The following is a 21,192-nucleotide window of genomic DNA, read 5'->3' on the forward strand; positions in this document are numbered from 1 at the left end:
AGGCTGCCGACAATTCGGCAGCCTTTTTTCTCGTATTAACGGTGTTCTTTTCCGATTTCGGGAAGCACCGTTTTGGCGATATTTTCGTCCAATTTTTCATAGTCGTAGTATTGAATCGCATCATATAATTCTTCGCGCGTCTGCATGTCATCGAGCACACCCTTTTGCGTGCCTTTTTCGAAAATTTCTGCGAAGACCCGTTCATAAGCTTTTGCGGCAGCGCGCAGGGAGGTTACCGGGTAAATAACCATGCTGCAGCCGAGCATTTGGAATTCGTCAGCCGTGTAATAAGGCGTTTTTCCGAATTCGGTCATATTGGCGAGGAGCGGCGCTTTAATGGATGAGGCCATTTCCTTGAACTCGGCTGCGCTCGTTAATGCTTCCGGAAAGATGGCATCGGCTCCCGCGTCGGCATATAAATTGGCGCGTCTGACGGCGGCTTCCATTCCTTCCGCTGCTTTTGCATCCGTGCGTGCCACAATGACGAGTGAAGGGGCGGTTTCTTTTATCGCTCTAATTTTTGCGATCATGTCTTCTGCCGGGACAAGCGTCTTTCCATTTAAATGTCCGCATTTTTTAGGCAGCTGCTGATCTTCGATTTGAACGGCTGCGACCCGGCTTTCAGCCATTTCGGCCGCCGTGCGCGCCGCATTTAGGACACCGCCGTAGCCGGTGTCGATATCGACCAAAAGCGGAAGATTTGCGGCTCTCACAAGTTCGCTGGCTTTTTCAGCGATTTCCTGGGAATGAATCATTCCGAGGTCAGGGAGTCCGCGGCTTGCCGTGTAGGCTGCCCCGGAGAGGTAGAGCGCTTTGAAGCCGATGTTTTTTGCGGTAATGGCTGCCATCCCGTCATGAACGCCTGGTATTTTCAAAATATCAGGCGCTTTCATCAGCTTTCTGAATGTATTGGCCAGTTCTTCCTGAGTTGATTGTTTCGAGACAATCCACATATTCAAAACCTCCTAAATCACAAACAATTCCATAAAGTCCGGCACAGGTGTACCGCTTAATTGGCGAGGGTCATTCAGCAGGGCGTTGATTCGCTCCGCTTGCCCCGCCGGAAAGCGCGTTTTTAAGTTATTGGTGAATTTTTCTTTTAACAGCGGGATGCCTTCGTTGCGGCGGCGCCGATGACCAATCGGGTATTCGACCGCGATTTTTTCCGATTGTGTGCCGTCTTTGTAAAACACTTGAACAGCGTTGGCGATCGAGCGTTTTTCCGGGTCGAGATAATCGGTAGAATACTGTTTGTTTTCGACTGTGGTCATTTTTTCGCGCAGTCTGTCGATTTCCGGATTTTGCGCGGTTTCGTCTTCGTAATGGTCAGCGGTAATATCGCCGTAGATCAGCCCGATCGCTGTTATATACTGAAGGCAGTGATCACGGTCAGCTGGATTGTGTAATTCTCCTGTTTTGTCGATAATCCGGATGGCCGATTCGTGCGTCGTGATCACGATTTGATCGATGTTATCAAGTCTGTTCTTCACTTCAGGGTGAAGCTTGATCGCGGCTTCAGCAGCCGTTTGTGCGTGGAATTCCGCCGGATACGAAATTTTAAAAAGGACATTTTCGATGACATAAGAGTCGAGCGGTCTGGCGAGCGTCAATTCTTTTCCGCCGAATAAGACATCCTGAAAACCCCACATTGGAGCGGACAAAGCGGTTTTATATCCCATTTCGCCCTTCAAGGTCATCATTGCGAGCCTCACGCCGCGGCTTGTCGCATCACCGGCAGCCCAGGACTTTCGCGAACCGGTATTCGGAGCGTGACGGTACGTCCGCAGGCTTGAATTATCGACCCAGGCTTGGGAGACGGCATTGACAACATCCTGTTTTGTCCCCCCCAATAGTGAGCATGCCACAGCAGTGGAGGCGACTTTTACAAACAGCACATGGTCAAGCCCATTTCTGTTTAAGCTGTTCTCGAGAGCAAGGACGCCTTGGATTTCATGAGCCTTCACAATTGCCGTTAATACATCGTGAATGGTGAGCGGTTCCTTGCCCGCCGCGAGCCGCTGCCTGCTGACATAGTCAGCGCAGGCTAAAATCGCTCCAAGGTTATCTGACGGGTGGCCCCATTCGGCTGCCAGCCATGTGTCATTATAATCGAGCCAGCGAACCATGCAGCCGATATTGAAGGCTCCGTGAACAGGATCGAGTACAAATTGCGTTCCCGGGACGCGGGTGCCGTTCGGGACGACGGTACCCGGGGCAATCGGGCCGAGATGTTTGGCGCATTCCGGGTATTTGAGCGCCAAAATGCCGCAGCCCAGTGTATCCATTAAGACGTAGCGGGCGGTTTCAATCGCTTCTTCGCTTGAAATCTTGGCATTTACCGTATAGTCTGCGATCTCTTCCAGCAATTGATCGCAATTTTGGAGCGTTTGACTTTCTGTTTTCATAACATTTATCTCCCTTCTTTCTGAATCAAAGGCGAACTATGGATGAAGATGACGCGGTCCGGTATAGTGAACTCTCGGGCGGAACAGCCTGTTGTCTTCGTGCTGTTCAATGACATGCGCGCTTAGACCGACAGAACGTGCCGCGAAAAATATCGGAGTATAGAGATCGATCGGTATGCCGAGCAGGTAATAGACCGGAGCCGCATAGTAGTCGAGGTTCGGATACAGGCCTTTTTCTTCGCGCATCAGCTTTTCACCGGCATCACACATCTCATATAAATCCTGTCGGCCGGTTTTATGAGATAGCGAATAGAGCGCCTTTTTCAGCAGGGCTGCGCGCGGGTCCATTTTTTTCATATAGACGCGGTGGCCGAAGCCCATGATTTTTTCTTTTCTGCTTAACTTATGCTCAATCAGCTTGCAGAAGCCCGATTTTGTTTCTCCTTCGAGCAGCATGTACATCACTGCTTCATTCGCGCCGCCGTGCAAATGTCCTTTAAGCGATGCAGCGGCGCCTGTGAAAGCACCGTATATGTCTGTGTTTGTCGATGCGATGACTCTTGCGGCAAATGTGGAGTTCGGCATTTCGTGCTCGCTGTACAGCATTAATGTCTGATCAAAGACGGCTGTTTCTTCCGGAGTCGGTTCTTTTTCCGTCAGCATGTATAAAAAGTTCTGGCTGAATGAAAGCTGTTTATCAGGCGTGATGACATTTTTCTGGTGAAGGATGCGGTAGCTGTTGGCGGTAATATTCGGAACCTGTGCGATCAAGCGCAGCGCTTTGCTTCTGTTTGCTGATGGAGACCTGTCATTCAATTCAGGATCATATCCAGCCAAAGCGGAAATCCCGGTTCGGAGCGCATCCATCGGATGGGTGTTATTCGGAAGCGCCTTCAGAATGGTATAGATTCCGCCGGGCAGTTCATACGAATTTTTTATAGCGCTTTCAATTCCTTGCAATTCCATTGGATCAGGCAGTTTATTTTGAAGGAGGAGATAGACGAGGTCCAGATATGTTTTTTGTTCTGCAAGTTCGATTAAATCATAGCCTTTAATGACGATTTGTTCCGCTTCCGTATCTAAGAAGGAAATGTTCGTTTCCCCAGCAATAACGCCTTCTAATCCCGGTTTAAATACACCTTGTTTGCCCATTTTTCCACCTCTTATTCGTTTTTTAACTTTTGTGTCAAAAACGTGCTGTGAGAATGGCATTGGCTGTTCGGCGGATTAGTATGAACGTTCCAGCGTTTCTTCAATGGAACGCAAGCTTCGTTTAATGTGGGAACGCATGGCGGCTTCTGCCAAAACGCTGTTTTTTTCTTTGACGGCATTAAAAATGTCCAAGTGTTCATTGAAAGATACAGACGGTTTGTAGTCAGGATTTTTGTATCCGCTGATTCTGCGATACCGTTCGATCCTGCTTTCAAGCTGATCCAGAAAACGTTTTGCGGTTGCGTTTGTGCTGATGGCGTGCAAGATGGAATGAAATTCTGATCCGTATTTGACCGTATCTGTTTTGCGGCCCTTTACGGCAGCCAGTTTCATCAGTTCGATGCGGTCTTCAAGCTGATGAAGGCTCTCCGGTGTCACCAGCTGTGCGGCTTCGGCAGTGAGCAGTCCTTCAAGCGCTTCCCGAACTTTAAAAACCTCTTTCGCTTCAGCGAGCGAAATCGGGCATACGCGAAGCCGGCCGTTCGGCTGTTTACTGACCAATCCTTCAAGCTCCAGCCGGTAAAGAGCCTGGCGAAGAGGAGTTCTGCTGATGTTTAAACCCTTTGCAAGACTGTCTTCAGCAAGCTGTTCAGAGGGAGGGTATTCAAGTTCGATGATCTTCGTTCTTAATTCATTGTAAGCGTAATCACTTGCAGACTGTCTTTTGACTGGATTTGAAGAGTGCATGAAAAAAGCTTTCGCCTCCTTTTTTCAGAATATAATTATTATTGTATACAATAATACAGATATGTCAATGTCATCCATGAAAGACTGAAAAATAAAATCAATGGGAGATCCTCATCTTAATCAAGGCACCTTCATTTTCTGGCATCCCGTCTGTCGAAAATGGTAAAATATATCACAATCGACAAAGAGGCATTTCGCCTTTGAGCAAAAAGGAGGCCATCCAAAAATGAATCCAGCTCACGAACCTCTCCCGCTCGAATTTTATAGCAAACCAACAATTGAACTCGCTCAATCCCTGTTAGGCTGTCTTCTTGTCAAGGAAACAGAAGAAGGGACTGCTTCAGGATATATTGTGGAGACAGAGGCTTATAGAGGGCCCGGGGACAGAGCGGCGCACAGCTACGGCAACCGCCGGACGAAACGTACGGAAATCATGTTTCATGAAGCCGGCTTGGTCTATACGTACACCATGCACACCCACACACTCATCAATGTTGTAAGCGGAGGAGCCGATGAACCTGAGGCCGTGCTGATCAGAGCGCTTGAACCCCATGAAGGCCTCGCGCTGATGGAGAAGCGAAGGAGCGGAAAGAAACCGCGCGATTGGACGAACGGACCGGGAAAGCTGACAAAAGCGCTTTCCATCACGATGAACGATTACGGCAGACCGCTGACATCGCCGCCGCTTTATATCGCAAAGGGATATGAACCTCAGAACATTTTGTGCGGCCCGCGAATTGGAATTGACAACTCTGGAGAAGCGAGGGAATACCCTTGGCGTTTCTGGATAAAAGAAAACCGCTATGTCTCAAGATAGTTAAAAGGTTTGGCTCCCGTTCAACAGGGAAAACAATAAAAAAACAGGAGGGAGTCAAGCTATGAAAAAAGTGTTTAAAAGCGCCGTCAAATGGGCGCCTGTCATCTATCCGATCGCATGGAAAATCATCAAAAGCCGAAGAGAGAAAAAGAATCTGAAAGCCGGGTAAACCGGCTTTTTTTCTTGGAGAAAGGCCAAATTGACTTGAAAGCGCAGCCATAATAGAATTTACTTAACTATGAGACAAATTTCACAAAAAGAATGAATATACCTGAGTGTATGGGTTTGGTCTCGGTTCAAGTATCTTAGTGGGAGGGTCTTTTTCTATGCTCAATGCTCGGCTTAAGCTTATCCTCGGCGAATTGATAGGAGCAGAATCACCGTTAACCAGCACATATTTGGCCAATGAGCTAAATGTGACCTCTCGGACGATCAGGTCAGATGTGAAAGAATTAGACCGGCTTCTCTCCAAAAACGGCGCTGCCGTCCAATCGATCAGAGGTGCAGGCTATCGGCTCTCCATCAAGAATGACCGCCTCTTTCGCCAGCTTCTGCAGCACACATTTCATGAAGAGCTTTCTACTCCCGTTTTTCCGAATGAGCGTATTCTCTATTTATTAAAAAGGCTTCTCTTAACTGAGGAGTATGTCAAACTTGAAGATTTAGCCGGTGAGATGTTTATCAGCAAATCGACGGTCCAAAACGATATGAGAGATGTGAAGAAAAGGCTTAAACCTTACGACATCGAACTGGAGATCAAACCGAATTACGGCTTTAAGCTGAAGGGAGATGAGATGAAGCTGCGATCCTGCATCGCAGAGCACCTTTTTCCAAAGCGGGAAACGGATATTGATATTATGAACACCCGGATATCCATCCTCCCAAAAGAAGAGCTGGCTATGATCCGTCAGACGATTTTAGAAAAAATAAGCGAAGATCACATTTCTCTTTCAGATATCGGACTAAACAACCTTCTCATTCACGTCGCCATTGCATGCAAACGTATTCGAAGCGGCAAACATGTTTCTCTTTATTCCAAAGATGTAAAGGAGATTATGAATCATAAAGAATATGAAGTGGCGAAGGAGATTGTCCGCACTCTTGAACAAAAGCTGCAAGTGGCATTTCCGGATAAAGAAACGGCCTACATCGCTATCCATCTGCTTGGCGCGAAAAGGACGGTTATGGCCTCCATTCGCAGCGATGCAATCGAAAATATGATGGATGAAGAGACAGACCGGCTGACGAAATTGATCATGAAAGCCATCGATCAAAAATTTACCCTTGGCATTGGGAATGACAAAGAATTAAAAATCGGTCTCGGTCTTCACCTGAAACCGGCTCTGAATCGCTGCAGATACGGCATGAATATCAGAAATCCGATGCTGGACGCAATTAAAGCCAATTATCCCCTCGCATTTGAAGCCGGGATTCAAGCTGGTGAAGTCATCAAAAAAGAGACGGGATTTGACATTCAGGAAAGCGAGGTCGGCTATCTCGCTCTGCATATCGGCGCAGCCATGGAAAGACGAAACATGAACAGGCCCTCAAAACGCTGCATGATTGTCTGCGCGTCAGGAGCCGGAAGCGCCATGCTGCTTCAAGACAGACTGCGGGCTACATTCGGTTCAAAGCTTGAAATCCTTGGAACAGTTGATTACTACAAGCTGAATCAAATGTCTCTCCATGCACTCGATTTTGTCATCAGCACCATACCGCTGTCCGCTGATCTTCCTATTCCGGTGATTCAAGTTAACGCCATATTGGGAGGGGGAGATTTAACGAAAATAGAACAGGTGCTTGCTGAAGATGACGGAATCGCTTCGACCTATACGAAAAAACAGCTCGTCTTTTTGCAGGAAAGTCTGTCTTCCCGAGAGGAGGTCCTCCGCTTTCTGTGCGGAAAAGTGATGCAATCAGGGCTTGCAGACGCTGGGCTTGAAGCCTCCGTCTTTGAACGGGAGGCCGTTGCGCCCACTTGCTTCGGTAATCTGGTTGCAATTCCGCATCCGATGGCACCAAAAACCGATTCGACTTTTTGGGCGGTTTGTACGCTGCAAAAACCGATAGTCTGGGAGAATAAGAGGGTTCAATTCGTTTGCCTTCTTTGCGTGGAAAAGGACAATACAGCAAATTTGCAAGAGATGTACAAATTTTTGGGCCGTGTTTTAGATGACGGGGTCATTGTCCGGGAGCTTCTGAAATGCAAAACGTACGGGGAGTTTATGTCCGTCTTCAAAAAAAGCAGGCCGGCTCATCGATATGCAAAATGAAGATGTCCCCTTGTCTTTTTTCCTCTTCACTGAGGAAAATCATTAAGTGTATATGAAAACGGTTTCATTGTATGATGGAACTGTAAAAGAGATCATACACGATACGTAAAAGGGGGACATATGAACATGAATATCTTACTAGCTTGCGCTGCAGGAATGTCAACGAGTCTGCTTGTGACGAAAATGGAAAAAAGTGCAGAGGAACAAGGCAAAGACTATAAAATCTGGGCCGTTTCCGGAGGAGAGGTTCAGAATCATATCGATAAAGCCGACGTATTGCTTCTTGGCCCGCAAGTCCGTTACATGCTCCCGCAATTAAAAAAATTAGGAGAATCGAAAGGTGTACCCGTCGATGTCATCAATACGGTCCATTACGGAACTTGTAATGGGGCAGAAGTGTTAAAATCCGCCGAACAGCTTGCCGGCTCTTAAAGGAGGCGGCACAAGTGAATAAGTTTAATGCGTTTTTAGAGGAGAAGGTCATGCCGGTTGCCGGCAGAATTGCCGCCCAGCGCCATTTGCAGGCACTCAGAGACGGTATTATTCTGACCATGCCATTAATCATTATCGGATCGCTGTTTCTCATCTTAGCCAATTTGCCGATTCCGGGATATCCGGAATTCATGGCGGGGATTTTCGGCGAGCAATGGGCTGATAAATTAAGCTACCCGGTTAATGTCAGCTTTGACATTATGGCGCTGATCGCAACGTTCGGCATCGCCTACCGGCTGGCCGAAAAATACGACATTGATGCTCTGTCATCAGGTGCCATTGCCGTAGCAGCTTTTCTGCTTGCGACCCCCTACCAGATTCCGTTCACACCGGAAGGCGCAACAGAGGAAATTTTAGTGTCGGGCGGCATCCCGATTTCATTAATGGGAAGCAAAGGTCTGTTTGTCGGCATGCTGATCGCAATGTTCTCGACTGAGGTTTACCGCTGGATCGTTCAAAAGGATATTGTCGTCAAAATGCCGGACGGCGTACCGCCGGCTGTCAGCAAATCATTTATCGCTCTGATTCCGGGATTCGCCGTTATCGGCTCGATTTGGGGGGCGCGCCTTTTAATTGAGATGACGCCGTTTGGAAGCCTCCATAATGTCGTCAACGTACTTTTAGGCACACCTCTGTCCATCCTTGGAGGCAGTCTCGGCGGAAGCCTTATAGCCGAAACTGTGAAAATGCTGCTGTGGTCCTGCGGCCTTCACGGAGCAAACATTGTCGGCGGAGTGATGTCGCCGATCTGGTACGGTGCGATGGACGAAAACCGTCTCGCTTTCCAAGCCGGTGAAGCGCTCCCAAACATATTTACGACACAGTTTTTTGAGATTTGGGTTAACATCGGCGGAAGCGGCGCCACTTTGGCTTTGGTCATTACGATGTTTGTTAGAGCGCGAAGCAAACAGATGAAACAGCTCGGCAGATTAGCCATCGGTCCCGCTATTTTTAACATCAACGAACCGATTATTTTCGGCATGCCGATCGTCATGAATCCGATGCTGCTGATTCCGTTCATCGTGTCGCCGCTGTTAATGTTAACGGCAACCTATATTGGAATGAGTACAGGTCTTGTCGCAAAGCCGGCAGGGATTGCGGTGCCGTGGACAATGCCGCCCGGCTTTTCCGGATATTTAGCAACTGGAGGGAAAATTTCCGGAGCGGTCATGCAGTTGATTAATTTGTTGATCTCGTTTGTCGTATACTATCCGTTCTTTAGAATGTGGGATCTACAAAAGCTGAGAGAAGAGAGCGAACTGGAGGCCGGAACGGCCGTAAGCGACGGTCAACAGGCCAGTGTATAGAAAAGGGGTGCCAAGATGTCCGAGGAATTGGAACGAACGATATTTCAAATTATCCTTCACGGAGGAAACGGCAGGAGCTTTTGCATGGAAGCGATAGCCGAAGCCAAAAAGGGAGATTTCGCCGCTGCAAAAGAAAAGATCCGGGCGGCTGACGAAGAACTGATCAAGGCGCATCATTTTCAGACAGCTTTGATTCAAAATGAAGCGAAGGGGGCGAAAACCGAACCCTCACTTCTCATGATTCATGCCCAAGATCATTTAATGAATGCGATGACCATGAAAGATTTGGCAACGGAGATTGTCGAGCTGTATGAAAAAATGAATGTCCACGGAGGTGTCAATTGATGAAAAAAGGATTGAAAATCGTAACAATTGGCGGAGGTTCTAGTTATACGCCCGAGCTTGTCGAGGGATTAATCAAACGGCATGACCAACTTCCGGTCAGCGAGCTCTGGCTCGTCGATATACCGGAAGGGGAAGAAAAACTCAATATCGTCGGCACGCTGGCGAAGCGAATGGTCGAAAAAGCGGGCGTCCCGATCGAAGTCCATCTGACGCTCGACCGCAGGGAGGCTTTAAAAGACGCTGATTTTGTCACGACGCAATTCCGTGTCGGTTTGCTCGAAGCGAGGGCAAAAGATGAACGAATTCCATTAAAATACGGGGTGATCGGACAGGAAACAAATGGACCGGGCGGTCTTTTCAAGGGGCTCCGCACCATTCCGGTCATCCTTGAGATTGCAAAAGACATCGAAGAACTGTGCCCTGACGCGTGGCTTGTCAACTTTACCAACCCGGCAGGCATGGTGACTGAAGCACTGCTCCGCTACTCTAATTTGAAAAAAGTCGTCGGGCTCTGCAATGTGCCGATCGGCATGAAGATGGGGGTTGCAAAAGCGCTTGATGTTGATGAAAGCCGCATAAACATTCAATTTGCCGGATTAAATCATATGGTGTTCGGACTCGACGTTTTTCTGGACGGCGTCAGCGTCAAAGACAAAGTGATCGAAGCGATGGCAGATCCCGAAAATGCGATGACGATGAAAAACATCTCCGGAGAATCGTGGGAACCTGACTTTATCCGGGGTCTCGGCCTGATTCCGTGCGGCTACCACCGCTACTACTACAAAACGCAGGAGATGCTTGAACATGAACTGGAGGCTTCAAAAACGGAAGGGACGCGTGCAGAGGTCGTTCAGCAAGTTGAAAAGGAATTGTTTGAGCTGTATAAAGATCCGGAGCTGGCGATCAAACCGCCCCAGCTTGAAAAGCGCGGCGGCGCATATTATAGTGATGCCGCCTGCAACTTGATCAGCTCGATTTATAATGATAAGCACGATATTCAGCCTGTCAACACGATGAATAACGGAGCGATCGCAAGCATTCCGGATGACTCCGCAGTGGAAGTCAACTGTGTCATGACGAAAAACGGGCCGAAACCGATCGCGGTCGGAGATTTGCCTGTCACCGTGAGGGGCCTTGTCCAGCAAATCAAATCATTCGAACGGGTTGCGGCTGAAGCGGCTGTTACAGGTGATTACAACACCGCGCTTGTCGCCATGACAATCAACCCGCTCGTTCCGTCCGACAAGATTGCGAAACAAATACTGGACGAAATGCTTGAAGCGCATAAAGAGCATCTTCCGCAGTTTTTTAGATCTGTAGAAGCATAGGAATAAAATTGAGGTTCCGGTGTGTCAGCCGGAACCTTTTAATAGATATAGGCGCCGCCGTGTCCGAATGGCCCGGCGAAACAGCGGCCGTCCCATTCATGCCTACATATTTGCGCTTGCTTCTTTTTCTTTGACCAGATCTGACTGCCGGGCTTTGGCAAGCTGAGTGAATATGAGGATGCCGATGCCCGCAATGATTTCGATGAAGCCGCCGATTGCGATCACGCTTCCCGCGCCAAGCGTTTTTGCGGCATATCCGCAGGCAATTGCTCCTAAAGGAAGCGATAGATTTGTGATCATATGGATGACTGCGAACACTTGAGGCTGGTCATCCCCTTCGACAGATGTCTGGATAATCGTGAATTCGGGGACATTGATCGAACTGATGGCTGCTCCGAATGCAAAGGCTGCGAGAAATACGAGCGGCAGGAAAGTATTCAGTCCAGCGATAAAATAAGCCGCACCTTCAAGTATGCCTGCCGTGATGAAAAGGAGTCCGTACCTGTTGATTTTTACTTTTGCAAGGATAAAACCAAGTAAAAATGCTCCTCCTGCCGTCGTAGCCTTCAGCAGCGAGTGGATGAACGGCGTTCCGTTTAAATCCTCTGCAACATATACCGCAGAAAGGGCTTCCCAGGGTGAAGCCGCCAGGTTCATGAAGATGCAGTAAATCGCCAGCGGATATAATATTTTGTGGTTTTTCACCAATGTAAATCCTCTTTTTAATCTCGCAAAATATGTACCTCTTTGAGCAAGAGACTTAGATTGTGATTGATTCCGGATGATGGTGTATTTGATGCAAAGCACGAATAGGCCCGATATGATATAAAAGATAAATGAAAAGACCAAAGTCGTTGCAGGACCGATAAAAGTCAGCAGCACACCGCACAATGTAACGGCTCCCAGCCTGATGATTTCTGAAGAAGACTGGAGAATCGCGTTGGCTTTTTGGATGAGATTTTCGTTCACGATCTGCGGAATCAGCGTAATCGACGCCGGGTTATAAGTCGCACCAGTTGCCGAATGGATGATCATGAGCCCTAAAACAAACCACATCGGTGAAAAGCCGTTTAAGTAGCAAATCGGTATTGTAATGACGACGGCTGCTCTTGTTAAATCCGAAAAATACATCCAGAATTTCAGGGCGCTTCTTTTGACTAAAGGCCCTGTAACCGGCGCCAAAAAGGCTTCGGGGAGGAAAGTGACGGCAAGAAGCAGGGAGGTGCCGATTGCACCTTTTCCGTCAAAAATTAAGAACCATAAAATAGAGTTGAAGGCAAAACAGTCAGCCGAGATTTTGATTAGCCTGGAGATGAAAAGGAACGTGTAATTCTTTTCCCAGACGCTCAATTTTGTTTGATCCATTGTTCAGCGTCCTTTCTTGATTTGCATGTTACATGAGAACGGATAATCTCTCCTTTCCGGTGTGGTTATTGATAATTTTAACATAAAATATATAAAATGGAATCGTTTTGTGCGGGGGATTGACTAGGCGGAATGAAAAAGAGGGGCGAGCGGTGTGGAAACAGAGCCTGCCGCCGGTACATTTCGCGATAAGGGTGCAAGCCCTCTTTTTTGCAAAAGAGAGCTTAAACCGCTTAGCAGGATTGGCTGACTTTATCAACTTCAACTGTCCAGCCGAATGTGTCAGGCAAAGCGCCTTTTTGAATACCGGTGATCGTTTGGTAGAGCCTTTTGGCGATTTCGCCTGTTTGTCCGCTGTTGATCACAAGGCTTTCGTTTTTCCAGATCAGCTCGCCGACCGGGGAAATGACAGCGGCGGTTCCGGTGCCGAACGCTTCTTCAAGCAGACCGTCTTTGTGAGCCTGAACCAGTTCATCAACTGAAATTTTCCTTTCGGTTACGGAAAGTCCCCATTGTTTTAATAGATAAATGACGGAATTTCTCGTAATGCCTTCCAAAATACTTCCGTTTAGAGCCGGAGTGACAATTTCACCGCTGATTTTGAAGAAGATGTTCATGCTGCCTACTTCTTCAATGTATTTCTTTTCTACTCCGTCAAGCCAAAGTACTTGCGAGAAGCCTTTGCTTTCCGCCACTTTCTGAGCCTTCAGGCTCGCCGCGTAGTTGCCGGCCGTTTTCGCATTGCCTGTACCGCCTGCCACAGCACGGACAAATTCGCTTTCAACGGCAATTTTCACAGGGTGGATGCCTTCTTTGTAATAAGATCCAACCGGCGATAAAATGATCAGCATTTTATACATATTGGACGGGGCGACGCCGAGGTACGGTTCCGTTGAAATAATGAACGGACGGATATAAAGGGATGTCCCCTCAGCTTGAGGAATCCACTCTTTGTCGATCTGAACCAGCTGCTTCAGCCCTTCCAGAACGGTGTCAGGATCAACCCGCGGAATGCAGAGGCGGTCGTTGGATTTATTGAGCCTCTCGACGTTTTTTTCAGGTCTGAACAGAAGAACGCTGCCTTCGCTTGATAAGTAAGCTTTTAACCCTTCAAAAACGGACTGCCCGTAGTGGTAAACCATTGCAGCCGGGTCCATTTCAATCGGCTGATAAGGAACGATTCTCGGATCGTGCCAGCCGTTTTCAGCCGTATAGTCCATGATAAACATGTGGTCGGTAAAGGTCCGGCCGAATTCGAGCCGGTCAGCCTCTGGCTTTTGCTTTTTTGCTGTACTGAGCTGTACGCTGATCGTTTGTTTTGTCATATTCATTCTCCCTGCCGTTTCTAGTCTTTTTCCAAAAAATATTTATCTTCTATTTTAAACCTTCTCTTGATAATCGCAATAGATTTCAGAGAAATTTGTAAAATAGAATTTTTGGAAACTTTAAAAATTTAAATCGGACAAAAAAAGGACTCCCCATGGGGGAATCCTTTTTTATGATGACTTTTTATAAAAGGATTCGATCTCCTGATCGACGTAAACCCAGCCTTTCCAGCCAAGGTGGAGCGTATCTTTCAAGAAGTATGGATCATATTCATGATTCGTTAAATCAGCAACTTGAAAGCCTTCTTGTTCGATTTCTTTTTTAATCTTTTTATAGAAATCTGTCCGGCCTTTTTTAGGGAAGCCGGTATAGTCGTAAAACTTGCCGTGGACCGGAACCGAGATGAACAGCGGTTCTGCGCCGGATTCTTTCAGAACATCCATCATGAGATGGAAATCGTGGAACTCGACTGACTCGGCATAGTTCATCTTTTTATTGTGGCCTTTAAGCTTTTTCAGCTTCGGCTTCAATTTCTTATAAACGCCGTTTGAAATTTTAAACTCATTGTTGCGGGATTCTTTGGCGCCGACCTTTTCGGCCATCTGCTTTAATTCATCCCACGATTTGTTTTTTACATCCTGGGAAATGGTCCGCTTCGGTCCGTTTCCTTCAACCATGGAATAGTAGATGTCCTTTTTCTCCAGAATGCTCCGGTAAGCTTTTGCCGGCGGCGTCAGAAGAGACAGCGCCACTTTGTCCTGATCGAGCTCGGCTTTAAAAAGGGCTGAAAGCAGAGCGTCGTTTGTAACTGCATGAAATTTAAGCATGCGTTTGATGATTTTTTTCTTCAGCTCGGGATCGACATTTTGATTGAACACAAGATCGTATGCCTGCAAAGCCGAGAAGTTCGGCGCAAAGTGGGATTCGTCCGAGCCGTCTTTTTGAAACCACTGCGGAGAAATAATGAAAACGATTTTCTTGCCCTTTAATTGACCAGACTGCGCCGCAAAGTTGATTGCATGAATCAAGGACTGTGAACCGCCTTTCCCGACCAGGTAAGGCGTGAACCCTTGGTTGTTTACTTTAAAATAGTTAGACGGATGAAAGGCATCTAACCGGGACAATTCCGATGATCCGTAAATCGGCAGATATTTCGGATCTTCAAGCGCTTTGCCTTGAAGATACATACCCTGGAACATCATCGGGTTTATTTCTGTAGCTGAAGTTTCGACACGATCTTTAGGAACCAGTTTTGCCAGCCATGCATTTGGAATCAAGATCGCGGTGAAAAAAAGTAAAAATGCCAAGATGATTGGCCCGAATAAAAAACGCTTTTTCATTATCTCAACTCATTCAGCTGCTTTATGATTTGATTTGGCGTGTTCCATGCATCCCGGTCAAACTCTGTAATCGGCACTGTGATGTTAAAGTGGCTTTCGAATGCAAGCAGCAATTCCACCGTGCCGAAGGAATCGAGGATTCCCTCTTCGAAAATATCAATATCCGGATTTTCCTTTACGATATCGTCCTGACATACCTCTGCTAAAACTGAAAGTACTTCTTGATTAAAATCCATTATGAAAATCTCCTTTTAGTGTATTAGTTTCCCTGAGAAAATTAAAAATCCAAAACATACGAAGTGGAAGGTCACCACGACTGAGACGGCTGTCGTCCACTTATTGTTCGGCCACCACTTGTATTTCTTATTCCATTTTTCAAAGAAGTTAAAGCCGACCATGAGCAGCGCGTGATACAGCCCGTAGACGATGTACTGAGGGGCAAGGCCGTGCCAGACACCCATCAGAAGGAACAGCAGCACATATCCGATATTGGAAACAGCCATCCGGTTTGTGATCCATTTTTTCTTCGTCATCCAAAGGACAAAGCGCATGAACACGTAGTCTCTGAACCAGAATGAAAGCGACATATGCCAGCGGTTCCAGAAATCTTTAATATTGCGGCTGATGAACGGCTTATTAAAGTTTTCAGGGGATTTGATTCCCATGATATAGCTGACGCCGACCGCAAAAGCAGTGTAGCCGGCAAAATCAAAAAACAGATAAAGGCTGTACGCATACATGTATGCCAAGCCATGCGAGATGCTGCCGGAAGTCAAAAACGGCAGTTTCATAATGACATACGTATTAATACAATAGCCGATAATGAATTTATATAAAAAGCCGAGAAAGATTTTATTGATTCCTTTGTAAAGCAGTTCTTCGTATTGCTCCTTCGTCCATACCGTCTGATCGTCTTTTTCAAAACGGCGGTACCTGTCGATCGGACCTGACGAGATGGTCGGGAAAAAGAGAATAAAGTAAAGCAGTCTGCTGATTGGGAGCTGCTTTTTAATGAGACCGTCGCGGGTTTCAATGATGAGCTGAACCCCTTTAAAAGTTAAATACGAGATACCGAGAAATGTTGCCCAGTTGTCAACGGCGAAAAACGGCAGCAGCTTTGACAGTGCCAGAGGCAGGATAGAAGCTGCTGCAGCGAGACAAAATACGATGCCGCTGTTCGCTTTGAGACGGTAAGCGATATAGCCTTTGATCAGAACCATCTGCCAAAGCGTAAACAGGCACAGCATGATCAGCCCGTGCAGGCTGTTTGAAAAAATAAGCGCCAGAACCAGAACGGAAACCGCCATGTTATATAAGCGGAAGCTTTTTCCGTTCAGTCCGAGAATGATGGTCGGCGCCAGTAAAATTCCTAATATGATGAAGAAAAGAAATGAACCATAGGGTGTCATACGGTTACCTCTTCTTTTAATCTCTTGCGGTCAATTTTACCGTTTGCTGTCATCGGAATCTCTTTTTGATACATGAATTTTCTCGGAATCATATATGCAGGCAGCTTGCTGCCCAAATCTTTCTTAATCGCGCTGGTTAACTGGTATTCCTTTTCGAAATCGTGTTCGGCAGGCACGATCATGGCGATCAGATACTCGATTTTCTCCTCGCGGTAGTATGGAATAACGACCGCCGACTGCACGTATCGGGACTGATTGATTTGGTATTCGATCTCTTCAAGCTCAATCCGGTAGCCATGCAATTTGATTTGGAAATCGAGTCTTCCGAGGAAGAACAGCTGGCCGTTTTCTTTGTACCCTGCGTCACCGGTGCGATAAGCAGGGGCGCCGTTGTAAGAGAAAAACGCTTTTTCCGTCAGCGCTTTTTCGCCTAAATAGCCTTTGCTGACGCTGGCTCCGGTAATAATGATCTCGCCTTTTTCCCCTTCTTGGACGGCTTTTCCGTCTTCATCGATGATCACGATCTCGGTTTCCGGCTTTTCAGAACCGACGGGAAGAGAAGAATACTTGTTTAATACGTCGTCTGTTACTTCGATGGAAGTGACGGCAACAGTCGCTTCGGTCGGGCCGTATGTGTTAAAAACACGAGCCTTCGGAAATCTCTCTTTAAGTTGTCTGGCGACTGACGCGGGAAGCGTTTCTCCGCAGAACATAAACAAGCTCAGTTCAGGAAGCAGCTCTTCAGAATAAGACGGATCCATCAAGCACATTTGTGCGAATGAAGGCGTTGATGTCCAGACGTTGACGTTGGATTGTTTCAGCGCTTCAAACAACAGTTTCGGCCGGTTAATCATATCTTTCGTAACCGTCCATAATGTGCCTCCGGACTGCAGGCACGGATAAAGGTCCATCACCGATAAATCAAAGGAAAACGGGGCTTGATTTAAGAACACTTGGCCGCTTTCCACCGGAAAGTCATTCGTGATCCAATCTGTGAAGCTCTGAAGATTGGCGGCTGAGATTTGCACGCCTTTTGGATTTCCCGTGCTTCCGGATGTGTAGATAATGTAAAAGGTATCTTCACCGTGAACCCAGCGTCCGGGATCTGTCTCCGGCACCCCGTCTCCTTCAAGAACGCCCGGTTCCACAACGGAAATGAGGGCATCTCCCGTGTCAACCGAAGTGCCTGAGTTATTGAGTATAAGCTCGGCTTTTGAGCTGTTGATGATTTTCAGAATCCGGTCTGCCGGAATCGATACGTCAACTGGAATGTACGGATGGCCGGCTTTCACGCAAGCCAGGAAAGAAACCGCCATGACCGGTTTCATATGTCCGTAGACAATGATCGGAGAAGCCTCTGTTAATGCTTCGCTTTGAATCCGCGCGGCAAGGCGCTCAGATTGTGACCAAAGCTCTCCGTATGTCAGCTTTTCTTCTTCATTCACAAAAGCAAGGGTATCGGGTTGTGTTTGCGCGTATTTTTTAATAGTTTCTATCAGTTTCATTGTTTTTTTCTCCATTAAAAGTCATTATAAATATATGAACCTGTATTTGCTGTGTGGAATCCGTAAATTAAAAACAGCAGTACGAGAATAAGAAAGTAATAGGAAGTGTTGAGCAGCCACTTCATTGTTGTTTTTTCATACAACATTTTTAGCTTATTTAACATTGATCTTTTCCTTTCCGTTATTGAATTGCCTTAACAACAGTATAAGACGAAAATGTTGTATAAAAGTTTCATTTGTGGGAGAGTTTTATTTCTGAGCGTTGTCAGCTCAGAGCCTATCCTATTATAAACATTTTTTGTTATTGTGGAAATAACTTCTTTTTAAATCACAAAAAAACAGGCTCATATGAAAAGCGGAGCGCTTTTCGATATGAACCTGCAGTTTGTCGGAAGTGCGTGAAGGAATTAATACTTTACAAAAGCGGAACCCACAATGATCAGCAAAATAAATAATACAACGATCAAAGCGAAGCTATTAGAGTATGACATATTCTCACCTCCGAAAAGTGGTAATACAGAATATGAATGTTTTATGACTTTTGAAAGGGAAATAAATTTATAAAAGTGGAAAATGATCAACCAGACCACTTTTTGATCTTGCGATTTAAGTCGAAACTTTACCGTGGATGTGCCCGTCTACTAACTGAAAAAACGATATGATGTCATAAGGAGAAAAATATAATGGATATGGCGATAGATAAGATGATAGGACTGCCTGAAGCCCAGATAGAAGATTTAAGAAACCTGATGGAGGACTGGAAGAACGAACTCCTTGTCTATAAATTTGCCTTGGATCAAATGGATACGAAATTTTCGATTATCAGCCAGGAATATAATTTAATCCATGGCCATAACCCGATTGAGCATACGAAATCAAGGGTAAAAAGCTTTGAAAGCCTGATCAACAAGCTTGTGCGGAAGGGCTGCGATATTACCACAAAGGCCGCTAAGGAGCACATCAATGATATCGCAGGTCTCAGAATCGTCTGCTCGTTTTTATCCGATATTTACAATATGGTTGAAGTGCTGAAGGAACACGAAGACATCAAGATTTTAAACATGAAAGACTACATTAAAAATCCGAAGCCGAACGGATACAGGAGCCTCCATCTGATTGTAGAAGTGCCTGTTTACTTGACCAACCGCGTCGAGCACGCCAAGGTGGAGATTCAAATCAGGACGATCGCGATGGATTTCTGGGCGAGCCTCGAACATAAAATCTACTACAAATTGAACAATGAAGTGCCGAACCAGCTCACGGATGAGCTGAAAGAAGCGGCTGACATCGCGAACTATCTGGATGAAAAGATGCTTCATATTCGAACAAAAGCGGATCAATAAAAAGCAGCCGGGCATTTTTTAGCCCGGCTGCTATTTTTTTCTGCCGCTTGACCCGAAGTTGTCAATCCTTGAATATCAACCTCATATGTAATATCGGATTCGGTGAAAATCTCATCCCATTTCCCTTCCGCTTTTCGATTCCAGAATTTCAAGACGTCCGTCCGGTATTCACCCTGCAGTTTGCCGAGCGCGCTCTTCATCCACACTTTCACCTGATCTCCGGCAAGACGCTCGACTTCTTTCCGCTTTTTGTTTTGGAAATCATGGCCCGGCGATGCCTTCGCGCTCTTCTTTTGTGAACTTTTCACTATGCCAGCTTCGTCAAATATGTTTTTCAACTAAAAGAAAAGAGGAAGAACGCTCCTTTGTATCAAAGGTTATGACTGTCATGAATCGAAAAAAGAAAACAAGAAAATGATAAGAGCACGAGGAGGTCTAAAAATGAAATCGGATATTGAAAAACTTGCGGAATGCGGTTTGCAAAACGGAGCGGCAGCGATGATGAACCGGGAGTCGCAACGGCTTGATGCTGCTTTATACGGGACCGTCGGCAATGCTTTCGACCGTGATGCGGGTGCGGAAGGTAAAGCGGACGGAGCTGGCGAAAGGCTGCTTTACCCTAAGTAAATGGCCGGATTGAAAAAGAACCGCGCCCTGTTTTTAACAGCCGTTGCATCAGGGACGATGCTGAATCCGCTCAATTCTTCAATGATTTCTTTGGCGCTGCACAGCATCCAGCATGAGTTTCATCTTTCATTTGCAACCGTATCGTGGCTGATTTCATCTTTTTATTTAGCCAGTGCGGTCGCGCAGCCTGTCACGGGAAAAATCGGCGATTTAATCGGTCGGAAAAAGATGTTTTTGTCAGGGCTTGTTCTCGTTGCCGTATCGGCAATCGGCGCTCCTCTCGCACCGGCTTTTTCCGTCTTGCTGATCATGCGTTTGTTTCAATCGATTGGGAGCGGCGCCATTTATCCTTCGGGAGTGGGCCTGATCAGAAGCCACATTCATGAAAAGCGGGCGTCAGCACTAAGTGTGCTGTCCATTTTTTCTTCGGCTATGACCGCTTTTGGACCGACTGTGGGGGGATTTTTAATCGTTCTCGGGGGATGGCCCGCCATTTTCCTTGTGAACTTTCCATTTATTTTGTTCAGCTTTTTGCTGGGGATGTACATGTTTCCGAAAGATGAGAAAAAAGCCGGCTTAAATGTCCGCGCCGTCATCAAGCGGCTTGATCTGACCGGGATTCTTCTGTTTGCGGGCGGAATCGTTCTCCTGCTGGCATTCCTGCTCTCATTGAGCACGGGCGAGCCCCGTTTTGCCGAGGGGATGTTCGGGCTTGTCTTGCTTTTGATGTTTGTTTGGTGGGAGCTGAGAGTGAGCAGCCCGTTTATTGATATCAGACTGTTGATCGCGCGCAGGACGCTAACTTCGGTCTATGCTCAATTTATTATGCTGAACATCTTTAACTACTGTTTGTTTTTTGGACTTCCGAGTTATTTTCAGGATGAAATGCACCTTTCCGTTCAAGCGAGCGGTCTTTTGATGCTGTTCATGTCCGGGACGAGCGTATTGATTTCACCTTTCGTCGGGAGATGGATTGACCGTTCAGGTGAAACGCAGCCTGTTTTCATTGGTTCTTGCATAATGGCGGCCGGCGCCATCCTGCTTACATTGTTTTTTGTCGATGCACCGATGTTGTGGAAAGGCATTATCCTCTCTTTGCTGGGGGTCAGCTACGGACTCGGCAATGTCGCCCTGCAGGCTGCCATGTTTACGGCAAGTCCGCCGGACATCGTCGGGACCACTTCGGGGCTCTTCCAAACATGCCGCTATCTTGGCTCGATCTTTTCGTCCGTCATTCTGGGTCTGTTGTTTGGAGAAGAAATAACCGCGGGTCATTTTCAGGATCTGGGGGTGGTCATGATTGTGGTTGCCATCGGCAGCGTTTTGATGAGCTTCCGGTTTATTAAGCTGATGAAGGATTGAAAAGAAGCGGTATAAAAAAAGGAGCAGATCGAATTGATCTGCTCCTTTT

22 protein-coding genes are annotated in these 21,192 nt (G+C 46.7%); 9 read left to right on the forward strand and 13 right to left on the reverse strand.

Going from position 1 to position 21,192, the window contains the following annotated elements:
- Positions 1-35 precede the first annotated feature (35 nt).
- The 4 genes from prpB to M1E03_RS01305 all read right to left on the reverse strand — a co-directional run bounded on the left by prpB (position 36) and on the right by M1E03_RS01305 (position 4,304).
- Positions 36-953: a methylisocitrate lyase gene (gene prpB / locus M1E03_RS01290; protein WP_026580301.1), complete on the reverse strand. Its 918-nt coding sequence runs from the start codon at positions 951-953 to the stop codon at positions 36-38.
- A gap of 12 nt (positions 954-965) precedes the next feature.
- Positions 966-2,405, reverse strand: coding sequence for a bifunctional 2-methylcitrate dehydratase/aconitate hydratase (locus tag M1E03_RS01295; protein ID WP_075212879.1), 1,440 nt, complete (start codon positions 2,403-2,405; stop codon positions 966-968).
- A 36-nt stretch (positions 2,406-2,441) separates the two neighbouring features.
- On the reverse strand, positions 2,442-3,557 hold the full coding sequence (gene mmgD / locus M1E03_RS01300) for a citrate synthase (protein ID WP_020453408.1): 1,116 nt from the start codon (positions 3,555-3,557) through the stop codon (positions 2,442-2,444).
- A 75-nt stretch (positions 3,558-3,632) separates the two neighbouring features.
- Entirely contained in the window at positions 3,633-4,304 is a 672-nt protein-coding gene (locus M1E03_RS01305) for a GntR family transcriptional regulator (RefSeq protein ID WP_003186304.1), read from the reverse strand.
- Positions 4,305-4,530: 226 nt separating this feature from the next.
- On the opposite strand from M1E03_RS01305, the gene M1E03_RS01310 reads away from it, so the two are divergent.
- The 6 genes from M1E03_RS01310 to licH all read left to right on the forward strand — a co-directional run bounded on the left by M1E03_RS01310 (position 4,531) and on the right by licH (position 10,866).
- Positions 4,531-5,121 carry a DNA-3-methyladenine glycosylase gene (locus M1E03_RS01310; RefSeq protein WP_020453407.1) on the forward strand — a complete coding sequence of 197 codons (591 nt, stop codon included), beginning with the start codon at positions 4,531-4,533 and terminating at the stop codon, positions 5,119-5,121.
- 326 nt (positions 5,122-5,447) lie between these two features.
- A complete protein-coding gene (locus M1E03_RS01315; RefSeq protein WP_396278893.1) occupies positions 5,448-7,394 on the forward strand; it encodes a BglG family transcription antiterminator in 1,947 nt (648 codons plus the stop codon).
- 126 nt (positions 7,395-7,520) lie between these two features.
- On the forward strand, positions 7,521-7,826 hold the full coding sequence (gene licB, locus M1E03_RS01320) for a PTS lichenan transporter subunit IIB (RefSeq protein ID WP_003186297.1): 306 nt from the start codon (positions 7,521-7,523) through the stop codon (positions 7,824-7,826).
- A 14-nt stretch (positions 7,827-7,840) separates the two neighbouring features.
- On the forward strand, positions 7,841-9,193 hold the full coding sequence (celB, locus tag M1E03_RS01325) for a PTS cellobiose transporter subunit IIC (protein WP_026580296.1): 1,353 nt from the start codon (positions 7,841-7,843) through the stop codon (positions 9,191-9,193).
- A gap of 15 nt (positions 9,194-9,208) precedes the next feature.
- Complete coding sequence (locus tag M1E03_RS01330; protein ID WP_145646090.1) at positions 9,209-9,538, forward strand: PTS lactose/cellobiose transporter subunit IIA; 330 nt, start codon at positions 9,209-9,211, stop codon at positions 9,536-9,538.
- Positions 9,538-10,866: a 6-phospho-beta-glucosidase LicH gene (licH, locus tag M1E03_RS01335; protein WP_020453401.1), complete on the forward strand. Its 1,329-nt coding sequence runs from the start codon at positions 9,538-9,540 to the stop codon at positions 10,864-10,866. Before M1E03_RS01330 ends, licH begins: the two co-directional genes overlap by 1 nt.
- Before the next feature lie 102 nt (positions 10,867-10,968).
- Here licH and M1E03_RS01340 read toward each other — a convergent pair whose 3' ends face one another.
- The 8 genes from M1E03_RS01340 to M1E03_RS01375 all read right to left on the reverse strand — a co-directional run bounded on the left by M1E03_RS01340 (position 10,969) and on the right by M1E03_RS01375 (position 18,302).
- A complete protein-coding gene (locus M1E03_RS01340) occupies positions 10,969-12,231 on the reverse strand; it encodes an MFS transporter (RefSeq protein ID WP_020453400.1) in 1,263 nt (420 codons plus the stop codon).
- Between the two features lie 233 nt (positions 12,232-12,464).
- Complete coding sequence (locus M1E03_RS01345) at positions 12,465-13,556, reverse strand: branched-chain amino acid aminotransferase (protein ID WP_458110632.1); 1,092 nt, start codon at positions 13,554-13,556, stop codon at positions 12,465-12,467.
- Between the two features lie 171 nt (positions 13,557-13,727).
- Complete coding sequence (gene dltD, locus M1E03_RS01350; protein WP_025810589.1) at positions 13,728-14,897, reverse strand: D-alanyl-lipoteichoic acid biosynthesis protein DltD; 1,170 nt, start codon at positions 14,895-14,897, stop codon at positions 13,728-13,730.
- On the reverse strand, positions 14,897-15,133 hold the full coding sequence (dltC, locus tag M1E03_RS01355; RefSeq protein ID WP_003186284.1) for a D-alanine--poly(phosphoribitol) ligase subunit 2: 237 nt from the start codon (positions 15,131-15,133) through the stop codon (positions 14,897-14,899). The genes dltD and dltC overlap by 1 nt, the downstream gene beginning before the upstream one ends.
- 15 nt (positions 15,134-15,148) lie before the next feature.
- Positions 15,149-16,306 carry a D-alanyl-lipoteichoic acid biosynthesis protein DltB gene (dltB, locus tag M1E03_RS01360; protein WP_023856957.1) on the reverse strand — a complete coding sequence of 386 codons (1,158 nt, stop codon included), beginning with the start codon at positions 16,304-16,306 and terminating at the stop codon, positions 15,149-15,151.
- Positions 16,303-17,811, reverse strand: a complete 1,509-nt coding sequence (dltA, locus tag M1E03_RS01365; RefSeq protein ID WP_023856958.1) for a D-alanine--poly(phosphoribitol) ligase subunit DltA — start codon at positions 17,809-17,811, stop codon at positions 16,303-16,305. The genes dltB and dltA overlap by 4 nt, the downstream gene beginning before the upstream one ends.
- A 14-nt stretch (positions 17,812-17,825) precedes the next feature.
- Entirely contained in the window at positions 17,826-17,975 is a 150-nt protein-coding gene (locus M1E03_RS01370) for a teichoic acid D-Ala incorporation-associated protein DltX (RefSeq protein ID WP_023856959.1), read from the reverse strand.
- A gap of 243 nt (positions 17,976-18,218) precedes the next feature.
- Positions 18,219-18,302, reverse strand: coding sequence for a YjcZ family sporulation protein (locus M1E03_RS01375; RefSeq protein WP_016885663.1), 84 nt, complete (start codon positions 18,300-18,302; stop codon positions 18,219-18,221).
- Between the two features lie 213 nt (positions 18,303-18,515).
- Here M1E03_RS01375 and M1E03_RS01380 point away from each other — a divergent pair, with 213 nt between their 5' ends.
- Complete coding sequence (locus M1E03_RS01380; RefSeq protein WP_031305127.1) at positions 18,516-19,154, forward strand: GTP pyrophosphokinase; 639 nt, start codon at positions 18,516-18,518, stop codon at positions 19,152-19,154.
- Here the strand turns inward: M1E03_RS01380 and M1E03_RS01385 are convergent.
- Positions 19,148-19,462: a Ger(x)C family spore germination C-terminal domain-containing protein gene (locus M1E03_RS01385; RefSeq protein ID WP_161513289.1), complete on the reverse strand. Its 315-nt coding sequence runs from the start codon at positions 19,460-19,462 to the stop codon at positions 19,148-19,150. The genes M1E03_RS01380 and M1E03_RS01385 overlap by 7 nt on opposite strands.
- A gap of 133 nt (positions 19,463-19,595) precedes the next feature.
- Between M1E03_RS01385 and M1E03_RS01390 the strand changes: the two genes are divergently transcribed.
- Together M1E03_RS01390 and M1E03_RS01395 are read left to right on the forward strand one after the other, a co-directional pair.
- Entirely contained in the window at positions 19,596-19,781 is a 186-nt protein-coding gene (locus M1E03_RS01390; RefSeq protein WP_023856963.1) for a hypothetical protein, read from the forward strand.
- Entirely contained in the window at positions 19,782-21,143 is a 1,362-nt protein-coding gene (locus M1E03_RS01395) for an MFS transporter (RefSeq protein ID WP_023856964.1), read from the forward strand.
- Positions 21,144-21,192: the final 49 nt, after the last annotated feature.

It is taken from the genome of Bacillus sp. PK6-013, from assembly GCF_054161445.1.